Source organism: Cupriavidus pauculus, from assembly GCF_003854935.1.
Classification (GTDB): Bacteria; Pseudomonadota; Gammaproteobacteria; order Burkholderiales; family Burkholderiaceae; genus Cupriavidus; species Cupriavidus pauculus_C.
This window is the reverse complement of sequence record NZ_CP033969.1, coordinates 2,898,972-2,917,882: the sequence shown is the minus strand read 5'-3', so window position 1 is coordinate 2,917,882 and position 18,911 is coordinate 2,898,972. Positions and strand designations below refer to the sequence as shown.

At 66.2% G+C, this 18,911-nt stretch carries 19 protein-coding genes; 9 read left to right on the top strand and 10 right to left on the bottom strand.

Annotated elements, in window-relative coordinates; all coding sequences use genetic code 11:
• Positions 1-36 precede the first annotated feature (36 nt).
• The 8 genes from EHF44_RS28350 to EHF44_RS14845 form a co-directional block, all read right to left on the bottom strand.
• Positions 37-174 (bottom strand): hypothetical protein, encoded by a 138-nt coding sequence (locus tag EHF44_RS28350; protein ID WP_172966060.1) that lies wholly within the window; start codon positions 172-174, stop codon positions 37-39.
• Between the two features lie 38 nt (positions 175-212).
• The gene (locus EHF44_RS14875; protein ID WP_124684373.1) at positions 213-656 is read right to left on the bottom strand and encodes a hypothetical protein; all 444 of its coding nucleotides are present in this window, start codon (positions 654-656) and stop codon (positions 213-215) included.
• Positions 657-867: 211 nt separating this feature from the next.
• The gene (locus tag EHF44_RS14870) at positions 868-1,161 is read right to left on the bottom strand and encodes a hypothetical protein (RefSeq protein ID WP_124684372.1); all 294 of its coding nucleotides are present in this window, start codon (positions 1,159-1,161) and stop codon (positions 868-870) included.
• 219 nt (positions 1,162-1,380) lie between these two features.
• A complete protein-coding gene (locus tag EHF44_RS14865; RefSeq protein ID WP_124684371.1) occupies positions 1,381-2,175 on the bottom strand; it encodes a peptidylprolyl isomerase in 795 nt (264 codons plus the stop codon).
• 35 nt (positions 2,176-2,210) lie between these two features.
• Positions 2,211-2,495 (bottom strand): BolA family protein, encoded by a 285-nt coding sequence (locus EHF44_RS14860; RefSeq protein ID WP_124684370.1) that lies wholly within the window; start codon positions 2,493-2,495, stop codon positions 2,211-2,213.
• A 46-nt stretch (positions 2,496-2,541) separates the two neighbouring features.
• Positions 2,542-3,096 (bottom strand): septation protein A, encoded by a 555-nt coding sequence (locus EHF44_RS14855; protein ID WP_124684369.1) that lies wholly within the window; start codon positions 3,094-3,096, stop codon positions 2,542-2,544.
• Between the two features lie 93 nt (positions 3,097-3,189).
• Positions 3,190-3,597 (bottom strand): peptide-methionine (R)-S-oxide reductase MsrB, encoded by a 408-nt coding sequence (gene msrB, locus EHF44_RS14850; RefSeq protein WP_124684368.1) that lies wholly within the window; start codon positions 3,595-3,597, stop codon positions 3,190-3,192.
• A 37-nt stretch (positions 3,598-3,634) separates the two neighbouring features.
• On the bottom strand, positions 3,635-5,185 hold the full coding sequence (locus tag EHF44_RS14845) for a protein adenylyltransferase SelO (protein ID WP_124684367.1): 1,551 nt from the start codon (positions 5,183-5,185) through the stop codon (positions 3,635-3,637).
• 433 nt (positions 5,186-5,618) lie between these two features.
• Here EHF44_RS14845 and EHF44_RS14840 point away from each other — a divergent pair, with 433 nt between their 5' ends.
• The 6 genes from EHF44_RS14840 to EHF44_RS14815 all read left to right on the top strand — a co-directional run bounded on the left by EHF44_RS14840 (position 5,619) and on the right by EHF44_RS14815 (position 12,506).
• Complete coding sequence (locus EHF44_RS14840; RefSeq protein WP_124684366.1) at positions 5,619-7,244, top strand: 3-(methylthio)propionyl-CoA ligase; 1,626 nt, start codon at positions 5,619-5,621, stop codon at positions 7,242-7,244.
• A gap of 145 nt (positions 7,245-7,389) precedes the next feature.
• On the top strand, positions 7,390-8,649 hold the full coding sequence (locus tag EHF44_RS14835) for a branched-chain amino acid ABC transporter substrate-binding protein (RefSeq protein WP_124684365.1): 1,260 nt from the start codon (positions 7,390-7,392) through the stop codon (positions 8,647-8,649).
• Between the two features lie 109 nt (positions 8,650-8,758).
• Positions 8,759-9,706: a branched-chain amino acid ABC transporter permease gene (locus EHF44_RS14830; RefSeq protein ID WP_124684364.1), complete on the top strand. Its 948-nt coding sequence runs from the start codon at positions 8,759-8,761 to the stop codon at positions 9,704-9,706.
• 3 nt (positions 9,707-9,709) lie between these two features.
• On the top strand, positions 9,710-11,020 hold the full coding sequence (locus EHF44_RS14825) for a branched-chain amino acid ABC transporter permease (RefSeq protein WP_124684363.1): 1,311 nt from the start codon (positions 9,710-9,712) through the stop codon (positions 11,018-11,020).
• Complete coding sequence (locus EHF44_RS14820) at positions 11,017-11,796, top strand: ABC transporter ATP-binding protein (RefSeq protein WP_124684362.1); 780 nt, start codon at positions 11,017-11,019, stop codon at positions 11,794-11,796. Before EHF44_RS14825 ends, EHF44_RS14820 begins: the two co-directional genes overlap by 4 nt.
• The gene (locus tag EHF44_RS14815) at positions 11,793-12,506 is read left to right on the top strand and encodes an ABC transporter ATP-binding protein (protein ID WP_124684361.1); all 714 of its coding nucleotides are present in this window, start codon (positions 11,793-11,795) and stop codon (positions 12,504-12,506) included. Before EHF44_RS14820 ends, EHF44_RS14815 begins: the two co-directional genes overlap by 4 nt.
• Before the next feature lie 11 nt (positions 12,507-12,517).
• On the opposite strand, the gene EHF44_RS14810 is transcribed toward EHF44_RS14815, so the two are convergent.
• Complete coding sequence (locus EHF44_RS14810) at positions 12,518-12,697, bottom strand: hypothetical protein (protein ID WP_124684360.1); 180 nt, start codon at positions 12,695-12,697, stop codon at positions 12,518-12,520.
• Between the two features lie 82 nt (positions 12,698-12,779).
• Complete coding sequence (locus EHF44_RS14805; protein WP_124684359.1) at positions 12,780-14,270, bottom strand: amino acid permease; 1,491 nt, start codon at positions 14,268-14,270, stop codon at positions 12,780-12,782.
• 521 nt (positions 14,271-14,791) lie between these two features.
• Between EHF44_RS14805 and EHF44_RS14800 the strand changes: the two genes are divergently transcribed.
• The 3 genes from EHF44_RS14800 to EHF44_RS14790 all read left to right on the top strand — a co-directional run bounded on the left by EHF44_RS14800 (position 14,792) and on the right by EHF44_RS14790 (position 18,845).
• The gene (locus EHF44_RS14800; protein ID WP_124684358.1) at positions 14,792-16,873 is read left to right on the top strand and encodes a 3-hydroxyacyl-CoA dehydrogenase NAD-binding domain-containing protein; all 2,082 of its coding nucleotides are present in this window, start codon (positions 14,792-14,794) and stop codon (positions 16,871-16,873) included.
• A gap of 36 nt (positions 16,874-16,909) precedes the next feature.
• Entirely contained in the window at positions 16,910-17,578 is a 669-nt protein-coding gene (gene pncA / locus EHF44_RS14795; RefSeq protein ID WP_124684357.1) for a bifunctional nicotinamidase/pyrazinamidase, read from the top strand.
• Between the two features lie 88 nt (positions 17,579-17,666).
• Entirely contained in the window at positions 17,667-18,845 is a 1,179-nt protein-coding gene (locus EHF44_RS14790) for an acetyl-CoA C-acyltransferase (RefSeq protein WP_124684356.1), read from the top strand.
• Positions 18,846-18,911 lie beyond the last annotated feature (66 nt).

Genomic DNA, 18,911 nt, shown 5'->3' with positions numbered 1-18,911 from the left:
TCGCGCGGACGTTTTTTTTGGCGTCGGAGCCCGGCGTCATCGCCCGGTCTGACGCAGCCATTCACAGAACAGGATCGTCAGCGTGGTGTAGATGATGACGCCCCATGCCAGCCGGCGTGCAGCCTTGCCCTGGAATTCGTCGTCTTCCAGCAGGCGGGTCAGGAACTTGTTCATGTGATTTCTCCAGTCAGGAAGGTTTGAAAGTGGCGGTCTCAAGTGCCGCCGGTCACGAAGACCACCTGGGCGTACGCATACGCCCCGGCGCTGGCGATACTGAGGACCACGGACAGGTAGAGGACCCGATCGAGTTCCCCGCGCTTGCGCCGGCTTCGCGGATAGGCGTCGAGCGTACCCAGCATGACGAGCAGCGCGTCGGCCACGATCAGCGCCACGTGCAGGCCCATCAGCGCCCATGCCATGAAGCTCTCGCCATCGGACTGGTCGATCCAGCATGCCAGCGCATAGCAGGCGCTGGCGCTGATCGGGATGGCTGCCCAGAGCAGTTGCCCGTCCTGAATCGCCCGCCGCACGATGCCCTGGCTGCGCGAACGCGAGAACACGGCCACCTTGGCAAAAGGCAGCAGTGCGAACGGCGCCAATAGTGGAATCGCCACGTTAAAGACGAGCCAGCCGACCAGTGTGGATACCTCTCCCATGTCGTCCCCGAGAGCCGATGGATAGCGCTGCGCGGGGCAGCGATGGCTGCTCGCCCGGTGACAGCGGTGTGATCCTAGGCCGCGGGCAATGGGGCGCCAAGAGGGGTTTTGTGAACTTGTGTGTCCGAAAACCGGGAGCTTGAGTCAGGTCATGAGACGCGTCTCAAAGTGCAACGGGACAGGCGACTTCGGACCGATTTCTCGCCGTGCGTTATGCCGGCGACCCCTGTCCACCCAGCCGCGCGCTCCAGGGCAGGTAGCGGGAATACAGCAGCCGCATGCGGTCGGCGCCGGGCGGGACGGCAATCTCGCCGCGTACTTCCATGAAGGCGATGGTGGCCTGGAGCAGCTTGGACTGCGCGTAGCGGTCTCGCGCGGGCAGATGGCGGTGCAGGTCGCGCCAGCGGCCGTTGGTGCATTCCACGTGTGGCATGCCCAGGGCGCAATAGACGATGCCGCTTGAGTACAGGTGCCACATGTACCAGTAGCCGTTGGTCACACCCATAAGCCTTGAATCTCCGCAACCGGTGACTGGCCGGGACGGGTGTCCGGCCGTGTTGTCGATCCGTCCGATATTACTGACCGGGGCGGGGCAAGGAAACCGGCAAACTGCACCAGTGTGTTACCGAGCGCGCCAAACCGCACCCGGTTGGCCGGCGCGGCGGGCCCGGAAAAGCAAAAACCGGCGCATGGGCGCCGGTTTTCGTTGAGCAAGGGGCCAGGGTTACTGGATCTTGGCCTTGTCCTTGAGCGACTTCATCATCGCCTGGAACTGCTCGCGCTGCCAGGCCTGGTCGCCCATCAGCATTTGCTGAAGCTGGGGCTTCACTTCCTCGAACGACGGGATCTTGGCGTCGCGCACGTCGACCAGTTCGATGATGTGCCAGCCGAACTGCGTCTTGACCGGCGTGTCGGTCATCTGACCCTTCTTCAGGCCGGTCATGGCGGCCGAGAACTCCGGCACGTAGCTGCCGCTGTTGGCCCAGTCCAGGTCGCCGCCGTTGGCTGCCGAGCCGGTGTCCTTCGACGACGACTTGGCCACGTCCTCGAACTTGGCGCCGCCCTTGATCTTGGCGATCAGGGCCTTGGCGTCGGCTTCCTTCTCCACCAGGATGTGGCGGGCATGGTATTCCTTGCCGTTGCCGAACTGGCCCTTGATCTTGTCGTACTGCTTGCGCAGTTCGTCGTCGTTGGCGCCGTGGGTGCGCACGTAGTCCTCGAAGACGGCGCCGGCCAGCACGTTCAGGCGGGCCTGTTCCAGCTGGTCCTGGATGTCGTCCCGTTGCAGGATGCCGCGCTTGGACGCTTCCTGTACCAGCAGTTCCCGATCGATCAGCATGGTGCGTGCACGGTCGCGCAGTTCGGGCGTGGCGGGCTGGCCGGTGCCGGCGATCAGCTTGTCCACCTTGGCCGACGGGATGGGCTTGCCATTCACAACGGCGGCGTTCTGGGCGAACACGGGCAGGCTGCCAGCAGCGAGCACAGCCGCCAGGCTGAACGAGAGGACGGTGGTCTTCATGGGGTCAGGTCTGAAAGTAGCGAGAGCGCGTCGCGTCATGCTTCGCGGGATTGATATTCTTGGTCGGTGTAGGCGCTGACGGCCAGCGCATGGATTTGCGAGGGGAACAGTTCGCGCAGCGCATCATACACCATACGATGGCGCGCCACGCGCGATTGGCCGGCGAACCGGTCGCTTACGATCAGCACGTTGTAGTGGCCACCGCCAGAGGCCGCGCCGGCGTGGCCGGCATGGGCCGCGCTGTCGTCCTGCACGGTCAGGCGGGTGGGCTGGAGCGCCGCGTGCAGCAGCGTCTCGATGGTGGCGGGATCGGCGGCCATCGGTGGTCCTTCCAATGAATAGTGGGGGGCAGGGGCGGGCGCCGGCTTACTCGGAGCGGCCTTCCTGCGACGGGGTTTCCTGGATGTGGCGCGACAGCCAGATGCTCTGCGCCACGATGAAGACGGCCATCAGCCCCATGCTGCCGAACAGCTTGAAGTTGACCCAGGTGTCCGTGGAGAACTGGTACGCCACGTAGAGGTTCAGCACCCCCATCACGGCGAAGAACGCGGCCCAGGCGGCGTTGAGCTTGCCCCACATCGGCTCGGGCAGCGTCACCTGCTTGCCCATCATCGCGCGGATCAGGTTCTTGCGCCAGCCGATGACCGACGCCACCAGCGTGACCGCGAACAGCCAGTACAGCACGGTCGGCTTCCACTTGATGAACGTTTCGTTGTGCAGCACGATCGTCGCGCCGCCAAAGACGCCGATGATCAGCAGGCTGACCCATTGCATCGGCTCCACCTTGCCGTGGCGCAAACGCACCCAGGCAATCTGCAGCACCGTCGCCACGATGGCCACGGCGGTGGCCTCATAGATGCCGAACAGCTTGAAGGCGACAAAAAACAGGATGACCGGGAACAGGTCGAACAGGAATTTCATGCGGACCAAATCAGGTTGGCGGCCAGGCGCGGCGGCCTGGCCGGGGGCGATCCGCGGGGCGGATCGGACGACGCGCCCGGTGTGCGGGTGGCGTCACCCGCGGTCGGCCGGATCGCGATCGTCGAATTTTAGCGCAGCCGAGTTGATGCAATAGCGCAGGCCGGTCGGCGCGGGGCCGTCCTCGAAGACATGGCCCAGATGGCTGCCGCATTCCTTGCAGCGGACTTCCACGCGGGTCATGCCGTGGCTATGGTCTACATGCTCGGCGATGACCTCGCCGTTGATCGGCCGGAAATAGCTCGGCCAGCCGCAGCCGGCATCGAACTTGGTGGCCGATTCGAACAGCGGCGTGCCGCAGCCCACGCAGTGGTAGATGCCCTGGTCCCAATGGTCCCAGTAGCGGCCGGTGAACGGGCGCTCGGTGGCCGCTTCGCGCGTCACGCGGTATTCGATGTCGGACAACTGGGCACGCCATTCGGCGTCGGTCTTGTTGGTGGTCATCTCGTTTCCTTTGGGGGCAGGCCGCGTGGGGCGCGGCTCAGGACGAACAACTGACTTCGAGCCCCGACGCCCAGTCGGGCGGCAGGGTGGCGTAGCGGGCCGCCTCGGGCTGCTCGTCGAACGGTTTCGACAGCACGGCCAGCAGACGGTCCGTTTCCGAAAAGTCCTTGTCGCGGGCGGCGCGGATCGCGGTTTCGGCCATATGGTTCCGGAGCACGTATTTCGGGTTGACCTGGCGCATTGCAACCCCGCGCGCCGCGTCGTCCGACTGTTCGGCCTGCAGGCGGGCGCGATATTCGGCGGCCCAGGCGTCCCAGGCGGCGCGATCCAGGAACAGGTCTCGCACCGGCGTGTCGCCGGAGGCGTCCTGGGACGCCACGCTGGCCAGATTGCGCCAGAACAGCGTGTAGTCGACGCGATTGGCGTGCATCACGCGGAACAGGTTGGTCATCAGCGTCTCGTCCTGGCCCTGCTCGGTGCGCAGGCCCAGCTTGGCACGGTAATGGCGGAAGAACGCGGCGGCATAGCGGTCGCGGAACGGGTCCAGCGCCTCGCGGGCGGCTTCCACGGCCGCTTCCTTGGCGGCTTCGACGTCGGCCGCGGCGGTGTCGCGCCACAGCGGCAGCAGCGCCTGGGCCAGGCAATGCAGGTTCCAGAACGCGATCTGCGGCTGCTGGCTGTACGCGTAGCGGCCCTGCTGGTCGGAATGGTTGCAGATGTGGTTGGCGTCGAAGGCGTCCAGGAAGCCGAACGGACCGTAGTCGATCGTCAGGCCCAGGATCGACATATTGTCGGTGTTCATCACGCCGTGGCAGAAGCCAACCGCCTGCCAGTGGGCGACCATGTCGGCGGTGCGCAGCGATACCTCGCGCAGCAGGGCCTGGTACGGGCTGGCGGCCTCGCGGCAGGCCGGGTAGAAGCGGTCGATGACGAAATCGGCCAGTTGCTTCAGCGACGCGTGGTCCTCGCGCGCCGCAAAATGCTCGAAATGGCCAAAGCGAATGAAACTCGGCGCCAGCCGGGTGACCACGGCGGCGGTTTCCAGCGTCTCGCGCCGCACCGGCGCATCGGAGCCGACGATGGCCAGCGCGCGCGTGGTGGGCACGCCCAGCGCGTGCATGGCTTCGGAGCACAGGTATTCGCGGATCGACGACCGCAGCACCGCGCGGCCGTCGGCCATGCGCGAGTAGGGCGTCAGGCCGGCGCCCTTGAGCTGGATCTCCCACGGGCCGTCGGGCATCTGTGCCTCGGCCAGGCGGATCGCGCGGCCGTCGCCAAGCTGGCCGGCCCAGACGCCGAACTGGTGTCCCGAGTAGACCGTGGCCAGTGGATCGGCCCAGTCGGGCACGGCGTTGCCGATGAAGGTGTCCAGGAAGCGCGGGTCCTGTCTGGCGGCGGCCAGCCCCGGGGCATCCCAGCCCAGCAGGGCGGCGGCGGCCGGCGCGACGCTGACCAGGTAGGGCGAAGGCAGCGGCGTGGGCGCCAGCCGCGTGAAAAAGCGCTCGCCCAGCGCCGCCATGCCCGGGGCCGTGGCAAAGGGCACGGCGAACGGGATGCGCGGCGGGACGTCGGTGGAATCAGTAGGCATCGTATGCGCTGGCGTGGGGGCGGGTGGTGGCCGTTGAGCGGCCCGGGGCAATCGCTGGCCGGGGCGTGCGCCGGATGGCATTGCCGCGGGCCCCGTTCGGGTGCACATAGACGGCGTGCATGACGCTAGGGGAAAACGACATATTGAGACACATCAGGGCTCGCAGTATTGTACTTGCACCGGTTTTCCCCTGTCGGCCAAGGGTTGTCCGCTGCTCGTAGACCATTCAAAAAACGACGCATATGGTGGACATCAATCCCGTGCATGGCAGGGTACGCGTCTGGGTTGTGAGAGAGAGACCCCCCTTCGCGTCAGTCCACCAACATCACCAACAAGTTTCTTCATTTTTGTCGATGCTTTTGCAGGGTGTGGGAAAGATCGGCCAAAAATAAGAACGGTTGTTCGTTTTCTTCCGAACCAAGGAGACCGTTTCATGGCATTGATGGGTCAAATGATGAGCGCGCCGCTGCTCATTTCCTCCATCATCAAGCACGCTGCGCGCTACTACGGCAGCACCGAAATCGTCTCGCGGCGAACAGAAGGAGATCTGCATCGCTACACCTACCGGGAATGCGAACTGCGCGCCCGCAAGGTGGCGCAGGCGCTGGAGGCGCTGGGCGTGCAGCAGGGCGACCGGGTGGGCACGCTGGCCTGGAATGGCTACCGCCACCTGGAGATCTACTACGGCGTCTCGGGCAAGGGCGCGGTCTGCCACACGATCAATCCGCGCCTCTTTCCGGAGCAGATCGCCTACATCGTCAACCACGCCGAAGACCGCTATGTCTTCTTCGATGCCACGTTCCTGCCGCTGGTGGAGGGCGTGGCGCCGCACTGCCCGAACGTGAAGGGCTGGGTCATGATGTCCGACCGGGCCCACATGCCTGCCAGCCCGAAGGTGGAACTGCTGTGCTACGAGGACCTGATCGACGCCCAGGACGGCGCGTACACCTGGCCGGCGCTCGACGAGAACCAGGCGTCGAGCCTGTGCTACACGTCGGGCACCACGGGCAATCCCAAGGGCGCGCTGTACTCGCACCGGTCGACGGTGCTGCACTCGTATGCGTCGGCGCTGCCCGACGCGCTGGGCTGCTCGGCCAAGGACGTGATCCTGCCGGTGGTGCCGATGTTCCACGTCAACGCCTGGGGGCTGCCGTACTCGGTGCCGCTGGTGGGCGCCAAGCTGGTGTTTCCGGGCGCCAAGCTGGACGGCGCATCGCTCTATGAACTGTTCGAGCAGGAAGGCGTGACGTTCTCGGCCGGCGTGCCGACGGTCTGGCTGGGCCTGCTCCAGCACGTGCAGGCCAACAAGCTCAAGTTCTCCACGTTCCGCCGCACGGTGATCGGCGGATCGGCCGCGCCGCCGGCGATGATCCGCGCGCTGGAGGCGCTGGACGTGGAAGTGATCCACGCCTGGGGCATGACCGAGATGTCGCCGCTGGGCACGTCGTGCAAGCTGCTGGCGCGCCACAAGGATCTGCCCGAGGACGCCCGGCACAAGATCCTGGAAAAGCAGGGCCGCGTGATCTACGGCGTCGACATGAAGATCGTGGACGGCGAGGGCCAGGAACTGCCGTGGGACGGCAAGGCGTTCGGCGACCTGCTCGTGCGCGGCCCGTGGGTCATCGACCGCTACTACCGCAACGACAACGATCCGCTCGTGGATGGCTGGTTCCCGACCGGCGACGTGGCCACCATCGACGACGAGGGCTACATGCAGATCACGGACCGCAGCAAGGACGTGATCAAGTCCGGCGGTGAGTGGATTTCGTCGATCGACGTCGAGAACGTGGCCGCCGCGCACCCGGCCGTGCACATGGCCGCCTGCATCTCGGCCTATCACCCGAAGTGGGACGAGCGCCCGCTGCTGGTGGTGGTCCGGCGCCCCAACATGGACGTCACGCGCGAGGAACTGCTGGCCTTCTTCGAAGGCAAGGTCGCCAAGTGGTGGATTCCGGACGACGTGGCGTTCGTCACCGAGATTCCGCTGACAGCCACCGGCAAGATGCAGAAGCTGAAGCTGCGCGAGCAGTTCAAGGACTACAAGCTGCCCACCGCCTGAGGCGGCGCGCCGCCGGGCCGGACGGTCCGGTCAGGCGGCAGGCATTTGCGGTGCCCCGCCGGGGCAAGCGCAGACGCGGCCGCCCGCGCGAGGAGGGCGCGGGCGGCCGCCAATCGCCAACGACAACAAAGTGAAGGAGACAGGTATGACGACGTTGCGTCCGCTGGTAAGAAGTGTGGCTGCGGTGGTTGCACTGGGTTCGGCGCTGGCTTCGGGCATGGCGGCCGCCGAAACGGTGAAGATCGCCTTCATCGATCCGTTGTCGGGGCTGATGGCCCCCGTGGGGCAGAACCAGCTCAAGAGCTGGCAGTACGTGGCCGACGTGGCGAACCAGAAAGGCTGGGGCGGCGCGCACAAGTTCGAGGTGGTGGGCTTCGACAACAAGCTGAGCCCGCAGGAAAGCCTGACCATCCTCAAGCAGGTGGTGGACCAGAACATCCGCTACATCGTGCAGGGCAACGGGTCGTCGGTGGGCCTGGCGCTGGAAGACGCGGTGGCCAAGCACAACGAGCGCAACCCTGGCAAGGAAATCGTCTACCTGAACTACGCGGCGGTAGACCCGGACATGACCAACAGCAAATGCAGCTACTGGCATTTCCGGCTGGACGCCAACTCGGACATGAAGATGGAGGCCCTGACCACGTTCCTGGCCAAGGACCCGAACGTCAAGAAGGTCTACCTGATCAACCAGAACTACTCGTTCGGCCACCAGGTGGCCCGCGCCGCCAAGGACTACCTGAAGCGCAAGCGGCCTGACATCCAGATCGTCGGCGAGGACCTGCACCCGCTGGCCCAGGTCAAGGACTTTGCGCCGTACGCCGCCAAAATCAAGGCGTCGGGCGCCGACACGGTCATCACCGGCAACTGGGGCAGCGACCTGGCGCTGCTGATCAAGGCGGGCAAGGACGCCAGCCTGCCGGTCAACTACTACACCTACTATGCCGCCACCACCGGCGTGCCGACGGCAATGGGCGCGGCCGGCGCCGAGCGCGTCAAGTACGTGGGGTACTACAACCCGAACAACCAGACGTTCCGCGGCGCGGACATCGTGGAGGGCTACAAGAAGAAGTACAACGACGATTTCTACGTGATGGCGTCGTACACGGGCATCGCCATGCTGGCCAAGGCGTTCAAGGACAGCGGCTCCACCGATCCGGTCAAGGTGGCCAAGGCCATGGAGGGCATCAAGGTGGAAAGCATGAACGGCACCGTGGAGATGCGCAACACGGACCACCAGGCCCAGCAGCCGCTGGTGGTGGCCACCTGGACCAAGGTCAACGGCAAGGACATCAAGTTCGACCAGGAAAACACCGGCTATGGCTGGAAGACCGAGGCGGCGCTCGACCAGTTCGTGGCGGCGCAGCCCACCTCGTGCCAGATGAAGCGTCCGGGCAGCGGCGGCTGATACCGGGGCCACGACGTGGGATGGGGTTCCCCGTGACGCGGGAACCCCCGACAATATGGCTTTTGCCGGGTTGCGTTCCAGCTCCGGGAACCGCCCTGAGGGACTTGCCGTGGAATTCTTCGTCATCTCGCTACTGAACGGCATCAGCTATGGCCTGCTGCTGTTCATGCTGTCATCGGGGCTCACGCTGATCTTCAGCATGATGGGCGTGCTCAATTTCGCGCACGCCAGCTTCTACATGCTGGGCGCCTACTTTGCCTACACGCTGGCCACCAAGCTGGGCTTCTGGCCCGCGCTGATCCTGGCGCCGCTGCTGGTGGCGGGCGCCGGCGCGCTGGTGGAGCGGTTCGGGCTGCGCACCGTCCACAAATACGGCCACGTGGCCGAACTGCTGTTCACGTTCGGGCTGGCCTACCTGATCGAGGAAGGCGTCAAGCTGGTCTGGGGCCTGGCCGCCGTGCCGTACCGCATCCCGGCCGAGCTCGACGGGCCGCTGTTCACGGTCTTCACCTCGTCCTTCCCGAAATACCGCGCCTTCATGATGCTCGTGTCGCTGGGCATGCTGGTGGCGATCTACCTGGTCCTCACGCGCACGCGCATCGGGCTGGTGATCCAGGCCGCGCTGACCCATCCGGAGATGGTGGAGGCCCTGGGCCACAACGTGCCGCGCGTGTTCATGCTGGTGTTCGGCGGCGGGGCGGCGCTGGCGGGGCTGGCCGGCGTGATCGGCGGCAACGCGTTCGTGACCGAGCCGTCGATGGCGGCGGCCGTTGGGTCCATCGTCTTCGTGGTGGCGGTGGTCGGCGGCATGGGGTCGCTGGTCGGCGCGTTCATCGCGTCGATCCTGATCGGGGTGCTGCAGACCTTCGCGGTAACCATCGACGCGTCGCTGGCCGGGCTGTTCGGCAGTTTCGGCTGGCCGGTCACAGACGCCACGCCGCTCAGTTCGGTATGGAAGCTGACCGTGGCGCAGGTGGCGCCCGTGCTGCCGTACCTGCTGCTCGTGGTGATGCTGATTTTCCGCCCGCGCGGGCTCATGGGTACCCGGGAGAGCTGAGCGATGGAGTCCACGACGATGCAACAACGCTCCGAGCCCGTGGTCACGGGACGCACGCTGCGCTACCGCCCGCTGAACCTGGCGCGCTGGGTGATCTGGACGGCCACCGCGCTGCTGATGCTGGTCATGCCGCTGATCTTCACCGGCGGGTTTGCGGTCACGCTGATGTCCCAGATGGGCATCATGATCATCTTCGCGCTGTCGTACAACATGCTGCTGGGCCAGACCGGCATGCTCTCGTTCGGGCATGCGGTCTATTCCGGCCTGGGCGCGTTCATCGCCGTGCACGTGCTGAACATGGTCGGCGCGGGCAAGGTCTGGCTGCCCGTGTCGATGCTGCCGCTGGTGGGCGGGCTGGCCGGCGCGTTCTTCGGCGTGATCTTTGGCTACGTGACGACCAAGAAGTCCGGCACGACGTTTGCCATGATCACGATGGGCATCGGCGAGATGGTGTTCGCCAGCTCGCTCATGTTCCCGGACTTCTTCGGCGGCGAGGGCGGCATTTCGACCAACCGCGTGGTCGGCGACCCGTTCCTGGGCATCACCTTCGGCCCCGGCCGGCAGGTGTACTACCTGATCGCCATCTGGTGCTTCCTGTCGATGGTGGCCATGTACGCTTGGACGCAGACGCCGCTCGGCCGCATTGCCAACGCCGTGCGCGACAACCCCGAGCGCGTGGAATTCATCGGCTACAACACCCAGCGCGTGCGTTACCTGGTGCTGATCCTGTCCGCGTTCTTCGCCGGCATTGCCGGGGCGCTGTCGGCCATCAACTTCGAGATCGTGTCGGCCGAGAACGTCAGCGCGGTGCGCTCGGGCGGCGTGCTGCTGGCCGCGTTCATCGGCGGGGCGGGCGTGTTCTTCGGCCCGGTCATCGGCGCCATCGTGTTCACGCTGTTCGCCGTGGCGCTGTCGGACCTGACCAAGGCGTGGCTGCTGTACCTGGGCCTGTTCTTCGTGATGATGGTGATGTTCGTGCCCGGCGGCATCGCAAGCCTGCTGCTGATGCAGTTGCCGCTGGTGGCCCGCAAGCAGTTTGGCCGCATGCTGCCGTCGTACGCGCAGGCCGGCGTGGCCGGGCTGGTGCTGCTGGCGGCTGCCATCCTGACCGTCGAGATGGTCTACAAGGTCCAGGTGGACAGCGCCAACGGCACGGCGATGTCGCTGCTGGGCATCGGTTTCGACGCGGGCACGCTGGCGCCGTGGATCGTGGCGGCCGTGCTGTGGGCGGTGGGCTTCGTGGCGTGGCGCTGGACGGGCGGCAAGGTGCGGGCCGAGCTGGACGCCATCCAGGCTGAAACGGGGAGGGCATGAGCATGGTCGCACTGGAACTTTCCGACGTCCGCAAGAAATTCGGCCAGACCGAGATCATCCGCGGCGTCACGCTGTCCATCGGCAAGGGCGAGCGCCACGCGCTGATCGGGCCGAATGGCGCGGGCAAGTCCACCACGTTCAACCTGATCTCCGGGCGGTTTTCGCCCACGTCGGGCACCGTGAAGCTGAACGGGCAGAGCATCGCCGGCCTGCGGCCGTTCGAGATCAACCGGATGGGGCTGTCGCGCAGCTTCCAGATCACGAATATCTTCCACCGGCTGTCGGTGTTCGAGAACCTGCGCTGCGCGGTGCTCTGGGCGCTGGGCTACAAGTATTCGTTCTGGCACCGGCTGTCGGCACTGCGCGACGCGAAGGAGCGCGCCGAGGAGGTGCTGGAGCTGATCGGCATGCAGCATCGCCGCAACACCCAGGCCGGCTTGCTGACCTACGCCGAGCAACGCGCGCTGGAGATCGGCATCACCATCGCCGGCGGCGCCGACGTGATCCTGCTGGACGAACCCACCGCCGGCATGAGCCGGTCTGAATCTGACCATGCGGTCGAACTGATCCGCAAGGTCACGGCCGGCAAGACGCTGGTGATGGTGGAGCACGACATGAGCGTGGTCTTCGGGCTGGCGGACCGGATTTCGGTGCTGGTCTACGGCGAGGTCATCGCCACGGACACGCCCGAGGCCATCCGCAACAACCGCCGCGTCAAGGAAGCCTACCTGGGCACCACGCTCGACGAACACGCCGAAGAAGGAGCGCTTGGATGAGCCAGCCCATGCTCGAAGTCACCGGCCTGCATGCCTACTACGGCAAGAGCCACATCCTGCACGGCGTGGACGCCCACATCGACGACGGCGAGATCGTCGCGCTGCTGGGCCGCAACGGCGTGGGCCGCTCGACCATGGCCAAGGCCATCCTCGGCATGGTCCGCGCCGAGGGGTCGGTCAGCTTTCGCGGCCAGGAGATCCTGGGCCGCCGCACGTTCGAGATCGCGCACGCCGGCATCGGCTACGTGCCCGAGAACCGCGACATCTTCCCCACGCTGACCGTGCGCCAGAACCTGCTGCTCGGCGAGAAACGCAACCCGCGCCAGCAGATGCCGCGCTGGAGCGTGGACGACATGTTCCGCATGTTCCCGCGCCTCAAGGAACGCGAGAATACGTCGGCCGGCGTGCTGTCCGGCGGCGAACAGCAGATGCTGACGCTGTGCCGCACCCTGATGGGCGACCCCGACCTGATCCTGATCGACGAACCCACCGAGGGCCTGGCGCCGATGATCGTCACACTGGTCGGGGATTTCCTGAAAACGCTTAAGGAGCGCGGCGTCTCGGTGCTGCTGATCGAACAGAAGCTCGCCATCGCGCTGGATATCTCGCAGCGCGTCTACGTGATGGGACACGGCCACATCGTATTCGAAGGCACCCCGCGCGACCTGAAGGCCAACGCGCAGGTCAGGAAGGAGTGGCTGGAGGTGTAGGGGGCAGCCCGTCAGGCGAGCAGGAAGCCGGCGACGGTAAGCAGCAGGAACGGCGCGGCCGCGGCGATGCGGGTCCGGTGCCGGATGCGCGGCCAGACCAGCGCGGCAGCCGCAACCAGCGCCGCGCAAAGATAGGCCACCACGGGCCAGAAGTACTCGGCATAGGTGTCCTCGACAAGATGCCTGGCCATGGCGAAAACGATGAAGAGGGCGAATGCCAGGGCGCTCAGCCGCACAGTCCGCCGCAGCGCGCAGAACCGTTCGCCTCGGCAGCTACCCATTTATCTTGATCTCGAACGGCATGTCTTCATAGGCGACAACCCGCGACTTCCGCACCAGCCGATAGCCGAGCCACAGCGCCAGGAACACCGGCACGCCGATATAGGTGGCGACGATTTCCTGCCAGCGGCCCGGGATGTCGGTGAAGGCCTGGTAGTTCTGGCCGCCCACGATGGCCAGGCACAGGACGCCGGCAAAGATCGGGCCGAACGGGTAGAGCGGGGAGCGGTAGGCCAGGTCAGTGACCTGGTAGCCCTGGGCGATCAGGCCCTTGCGGAAGCGGTAGTGGCTGACCGCGATGCCGAACCATGCGAAGAAGCCGGTCATGGCGGAGGTGTTGAGCAGCCACAGGTACAACGCCTTGTCGCCGAACAGCGAACTGAAGAAGCAGAGCGCCCCGACGGCCGTGGTGGCCAGCAGCGCGTTGAACGGCACGCCGTTGTTGGTCAGCCGGGCGAAGGCCCGGGGTGCGCGGCCGCTGACGGCCAGGCCGTACAGGATGCGCGTCGAGACGTACATGCTCGATGTGCCGGCCGACAGCAGGGCGGTCAGGATCACCGCGTTCATGACGCCGGCCGCGAGCGCCAGGCCGGCGTGGCGGAACACCAGCGCGAACGGGCTGACGCCCACGTCGGTCACGTCGTTGCGCAGCAGGCTCGGGTCGGTGTAGGGAATCAGCACGCCGATGATCAGGATCGCCAGCACGTAGAACAGCAGGATGCGCCAGAACGTCTGGCGGATGGCGCGCGGGATGGTGCGCGACGGATCGTCGGCCTCGCCGGCCGCCACGCCCACCGTTTCCGTGCCGAGGAACGAGAATCCCGCGATCATCGCCACCATGAACATGCCGGGCAGGCCGCCCACGAACGGCGCCTCGCCGATGGTGAAGTTGTGCCAGCCCGACTGTGGCCCGCCCTGCAGGATGCCGAAGATCATCAGCACGCCGACGATCAGGAACACCGTGACGGTCACGATCTTGATTAGCGCGAACCAGTACTCAGCCTCGCCGAACCCGCGCACCGAGAAGGCGTTGAGCGCGAACATCAGCGCCAGGAAGCCCGCGCTCCAATAGATGCCTGGCACGTCCGGGAACCAGTACTGCATGACCAGTTGCGCGGCCGTCAGCTCCACGGCGATGGTCACGGCCAGGCTGAACCAGTAGTTCCAGCCCAGCGCGAAGCCGAATCCTTCCTCCACGTACAGCGCGCTGTAGGTAACGAACGATCCCGCCACCGGCATGTGGACGGCCAGCTCGCCCAGGCTCGTCATCAGGCAGTAGACCATCAGCCCGATCAGGCAGTAGGCCAGCAGCGCGCCGCCGGGGCCGGACTGGGCGATGGACGCGCCCGAGGCCACGAACAGCCCGGTGCCAATGGCGCCGCCCAGGGCGATCATCGTCAGGTGGCGCGCCTTGAGCTTGCGGTGCAGGTCGTCGTGCTCGACGACCGGATGCTGGTGTGTGTCGGAAGTAGGGTCGGAAGACATCAGGGTCGCTGGGTCGTCAGGCGCGCGGCATTGCACGTTGGCTTTCTGAGCCAGGGCAGGCGCGCATCCGGAAAAACGAAAGGCGCGAGTTTACCGGCTCTCGCCGCCCACGATTGGAGGTCGGCGTCAAATAATCGAGTCGTGCTTCGTCGCACCGCGCTGCAAGTGCCTCTTTCTCCATAATCGACGTCTTCGAACGCCGCGCTCTACGGGTTCCCCCTGAGGGTTTCGGGGTGCCTGCAGGCTCAACATGAACGGCGGAAAACTGCGGCATGAAGGCCGCGCATGACGCGCTTTCCATCGCAGAAAATTGAAATTGAACGACCGTGCTATTTTGTGTATGCTTGTTCCGCTCTCCAGCCCCCGGGGCTTGTGGCACAAGGGATTGCGGGCCCGGCCGGGCCGGCGCCGATAGTCCTGGCGGTACCCATAGCAAGAACTCCATTCGAGAATTCGAATCCCGAGACAACCCATGAGCCCCTAGGAAGAACGAAGGGCTCCCAGCTACCAAAGGAACGCGTATGACAGCGCAGTATCAGGTACAGGACGGCGTAGCCGTTATCACGCTCGACAATCCCCCCGTCAACGGGCTCGGTCACAGCACCCGCCTGGGCATCGTCGAAGGCTTGACCCGTGCGCTGGACGATGCCGCCGTCAAGGCCGTCGTCATTACCGGTGCCGGCAAGGCGTTCTCGGGCGGCGCCGACATCCGCGAATTCAACACCCCCAAGGCCACGCAGGAACCGACGCTGCATTCGGTGATCCGCGCGCTGGAAGCGTCGACCAAGCCGGTCGTGGCCGCGATCCACTCGGTCGCCATGGGCGGCGGGCTGGAACTGGCGCTGGGCTGCAACTACCGCGTGGCCGCCAAGGGCGCCCAGATCGCGCTGCCCGAAGTCAAGCTGGGCCTGCTGCCGGGCGCCGGCGGCACGCAGCGCCTGCCGCGCCTGATCGGCCTGGAGCACGCGCTGAACATGATCGTGTCCGGCACGGCCATTCCCTCGGAAAAGTTTGCTGGTTCGAAGCTGTTCGACGAGATCGTCGATGGCGACGTGCTGCCGGCCGCCGTCAAGTTCGCGCAGAACGTGGCCGCGGCCCCCGGCCCGTACCCGAAGGTGCGCGACCTGAAGGTGCGCCACGAGAACGCCGAGGGTTTCCTGGCCTTCGCCAAGAACACCGTGGCCGCCGTGGCCAAGAGCTTCCCGGCCCCGTCGAAGTGCGTGGAAGCCGTGGCCGCATCGCTCAAGCCGTTCGAGCAGGGTCTGAAGGAAGAGCGCGAAGGGTTCATGTACCTGGTCGGCACGCCGGAATCGCGCGCGCTGCGCCATGCGTTCTTCGGCGAGCGCGCCGCCAGCAAGATTCCGGACGTCCCCGGCGACACGCCGGTGCGCAAGGTCGAGAAGGTGGCCGTGATCGGCGCCGGCACGATGGGCGGCGGCATCACCATGAACTTCCTGAACGCCGGCATCCCCGTGACGATGCTGGAAACCAAGCAGGAAGCGCTGGACCGCGGCGTGGCCACGATCCGCAAGAACTACGAAAACAGCGCCAAGAAGGGCAAGCTGACGCAGGAAAAGGTCGAGCAGCGCATGGGCCTGCTGACCACCACGCTGTCCTATGACGACATCAAGGACGCCGACATGGTCATCGAGGCCGTGTTCGAGGAAATGGGCGTCAAGGAAATCGTCTTCAAGAAGCTGGACGAAGTGATGAAGGACGGCGCCATCCTGGCGTCGAACACGTCGACGCTGGACGTCAACAAGATCGCGTCGTTCACCAAGCGTCCGCAGGACGTGGTGGGCATGCACTTCTTCAGCCCGGCCAACGTGATGAAGCTGCTGGAAGTGGTGCGCGGCGACAAGACCGGCAAGGACGTGCTGGCCACCGTGATGCAGATCGCCAAGAAGATCCGCAAGACGGCCGTGGTGTCGGGCGTCTGCGACGGCTTCATCGGCAACCGCATGATCGAGCAGTACAGCCGCCAGGCCGGCTATCTGCTGGACGAAGGCGCGCTGCCCGAGCAGGTGGACAAGGCCATCGAGAAGTTCGGCTTTGCCATGGGCCCGTTCCGCATGGGCGACCTGGCCGGCAACGACATCGGCTGGGCCATCCGCAAGCGCCGCGCCGTGGACAAGCCGGACATCCAGTACTCGAAGACCGCCGACAAGCTCTGCGAACTGGGCCGCTTTGGCCAGAAGACCGGCGCGGGCTGGTACGACTACAAGGCGGGCGACCGCAAGCCGTACCCGAACCAGCAGGTCAACGAGATGATCGTCGAGCATTCGAAGGAACTCGGTATCACGCGCCGCAAGATTTCCGACGAGGAAATCGTCGAGCGCCTGGTGTTCGCACTGGTCAACGAGGGCGCCAAGATCCTGGAAGAGGGCATTGCCTCGAAGGCGTCGGACATCGACATGGTCTACCTGACCGGCTACGGCTTCCCGCTGTTCCGCGGCGGCCCGATGCTGTACGCGGACCAGGTGGGCCTGTTCAACGTCGCCCAGTCGATGAAGCGCTATGCCAAGGGCTACCACGGCGAAGCCTGGACCGTGGCGCCGCTGCTGCAGAAGCTGGCCGACGAAGGCAAGGGCTTCAACGGCTGACCGGCCCGGACGGAAACGGACAGGGAGACCGCAACCATGGCCTACGGCGCGCAGGACTGCCTGCTGGTGATCGACGTGCAGAACGACTTCATGCCCGGGGGCGCGCTGGCCGTGCCGCAGGGCGACGAGGTGGTGCCCGTCATCAACCGGCTGGCGCGGGCGTTCGAGCATGTGGTGCTGACGCAGGACTGGCATCCGGCCGGCCACGCGTCGTTTGCCACGTCGCACGCCGGCCATGCGCCGTTCCAGACCACCACGCTTGCCTATGGCGAGCAGGTGCTGTGGCCCGACCACTGCGTGCAGGACACGCCGGGCGCGGCGCTGCATGCCGGGCTCGACGTGCCGCATGCGCGGCTGGTGATCCGCAAGGGCCACCAGGCTGGCGTGGACAGCTACAGCGCCTTCCTGGAAGCGGACCGCGCCACACGCACCGGCCTGGCCGGCTACCTGCGCGAGCAGGGCGTGCGGCGCGTGGTCTGCGTGGGCCTGGCGACCGACTACTGCGTGGCCTGGAGCGCGCTCGATGCGCGCGCCGCCGGCTTCGAGGCGGTGGTCGTCGAGGATGCGTGCCGTGCCATCGACCTCGACGGGTCGCTGGCACGGGCGTGGCAGGACCTGGCCCAGGCCGGCGTCCAGCGCACGACGTCGCAGGCGTTGCTCGTCAGCACCAGCGGCCCGCACAACCCGTGGCTGCCCGAATCCTGATCCGCGACCCGTCCGCCCCGAGCGCTACCCAACACACCGAACATTCCTCCGCGGCAGGCGGAGACACCAAGATACCGAGGAGCAACACATGAACGAGGCAGTCATCGTATCCACGGCCCGCACCGGGCTGGCCAAGAGCTGGAAGGGCGCTTTCAACATGACCCATGGCGCCACGCTGGGCGGCCATGCGGTGCAGCATGCCATCGCGCGCGCCAAGATCGAGGCCGGCGAAGTGGAAGACGTGCTGATGGGCTGTGCCAACCCCGAAGGCGCCACCGGCGCCAACATCGCGCGCCAGATTGCCCTGCGCGCCGGCTGCCCGGTCACCGTGCCGGGTGCCACCGTCAACCGCTTCTGCTCGTCGGGCCTGCAGACCATCGCCATGGCCGCGCAGCGCGTGATTGCCGATGAAGGCGACATCTTCGTGGCGGGCGGCGTGGAGTCCATCTCGTGCGTCCAGCAGGAGATGAACCGCCACATGATCCAGGAAAGCTGGCTCAACAAGAACAAGCCGGAAATCTACTGGAGCATGCTGCAGACCGCCGAGAACGTGGCCAAGCGCTACAACATCTCGAAGGAGCGCCAGGACGAGTACGGCGTGCAGAGCCAGTTGCGCGCGGCCGCCGCCCTGGAAGCCGGCAAGTTCAAGGACGAGATCGTGCCGATGACGGTGCTCGCCGGCGTCGCCGACAAGGCCACCGGCCAGTTGATGACCAGGGAAGTGACGATCGACGCCGACGAGGGCATCCGCGCCGACACCACGCTGGAAGGCGTGTCGAAGATCCGCACCGCCATGCCCGGCGGCGTGGTCACGGCCGGCAATGCGTCGCAGTTCTCGGACGGCGCGTCGGCTGCCGTGGTCATGAACGCCCGCGTGGCGGCCGCCAAGGGCCTGCAGCCGCTGGGCGTGTTCCGCGGCTTTGCCGTGGCCGGCTGCGAGCCTGACGAAATGGGCATCGGCCCGGTGTTCGCGGTGCCCAAGCTGCTCAAGAAGACCGGCTTGAAGGTCGAGGACATCGGCCTGTGGGAGCTGAACGAGGCGTTTGCCGTGCAGGTGCTGTACTGCGCCGACAAGCTCGGCATCCCGATGGACCGCCTCAACGTCAACGGCGGCGCCATCGCGGTGGGCCACCCGTACGGCGTGTCGGGCGCCCGTCTGGTCGGCCACGCGCTGATCGAAGGCAAGCGCCGCGGCGTCAAGTACGTTGTGGTGACGATGTGCATCGGCGGCGGCCAGGGCGCCGCCGGGCTGTTCGAGGTGCTGTAAGGCGCGTCGTTCGGCCGATGTTTTCCCCTCTCCCTGTGGGAGAGGGGCCGGGGTAGAGGGCGGGGC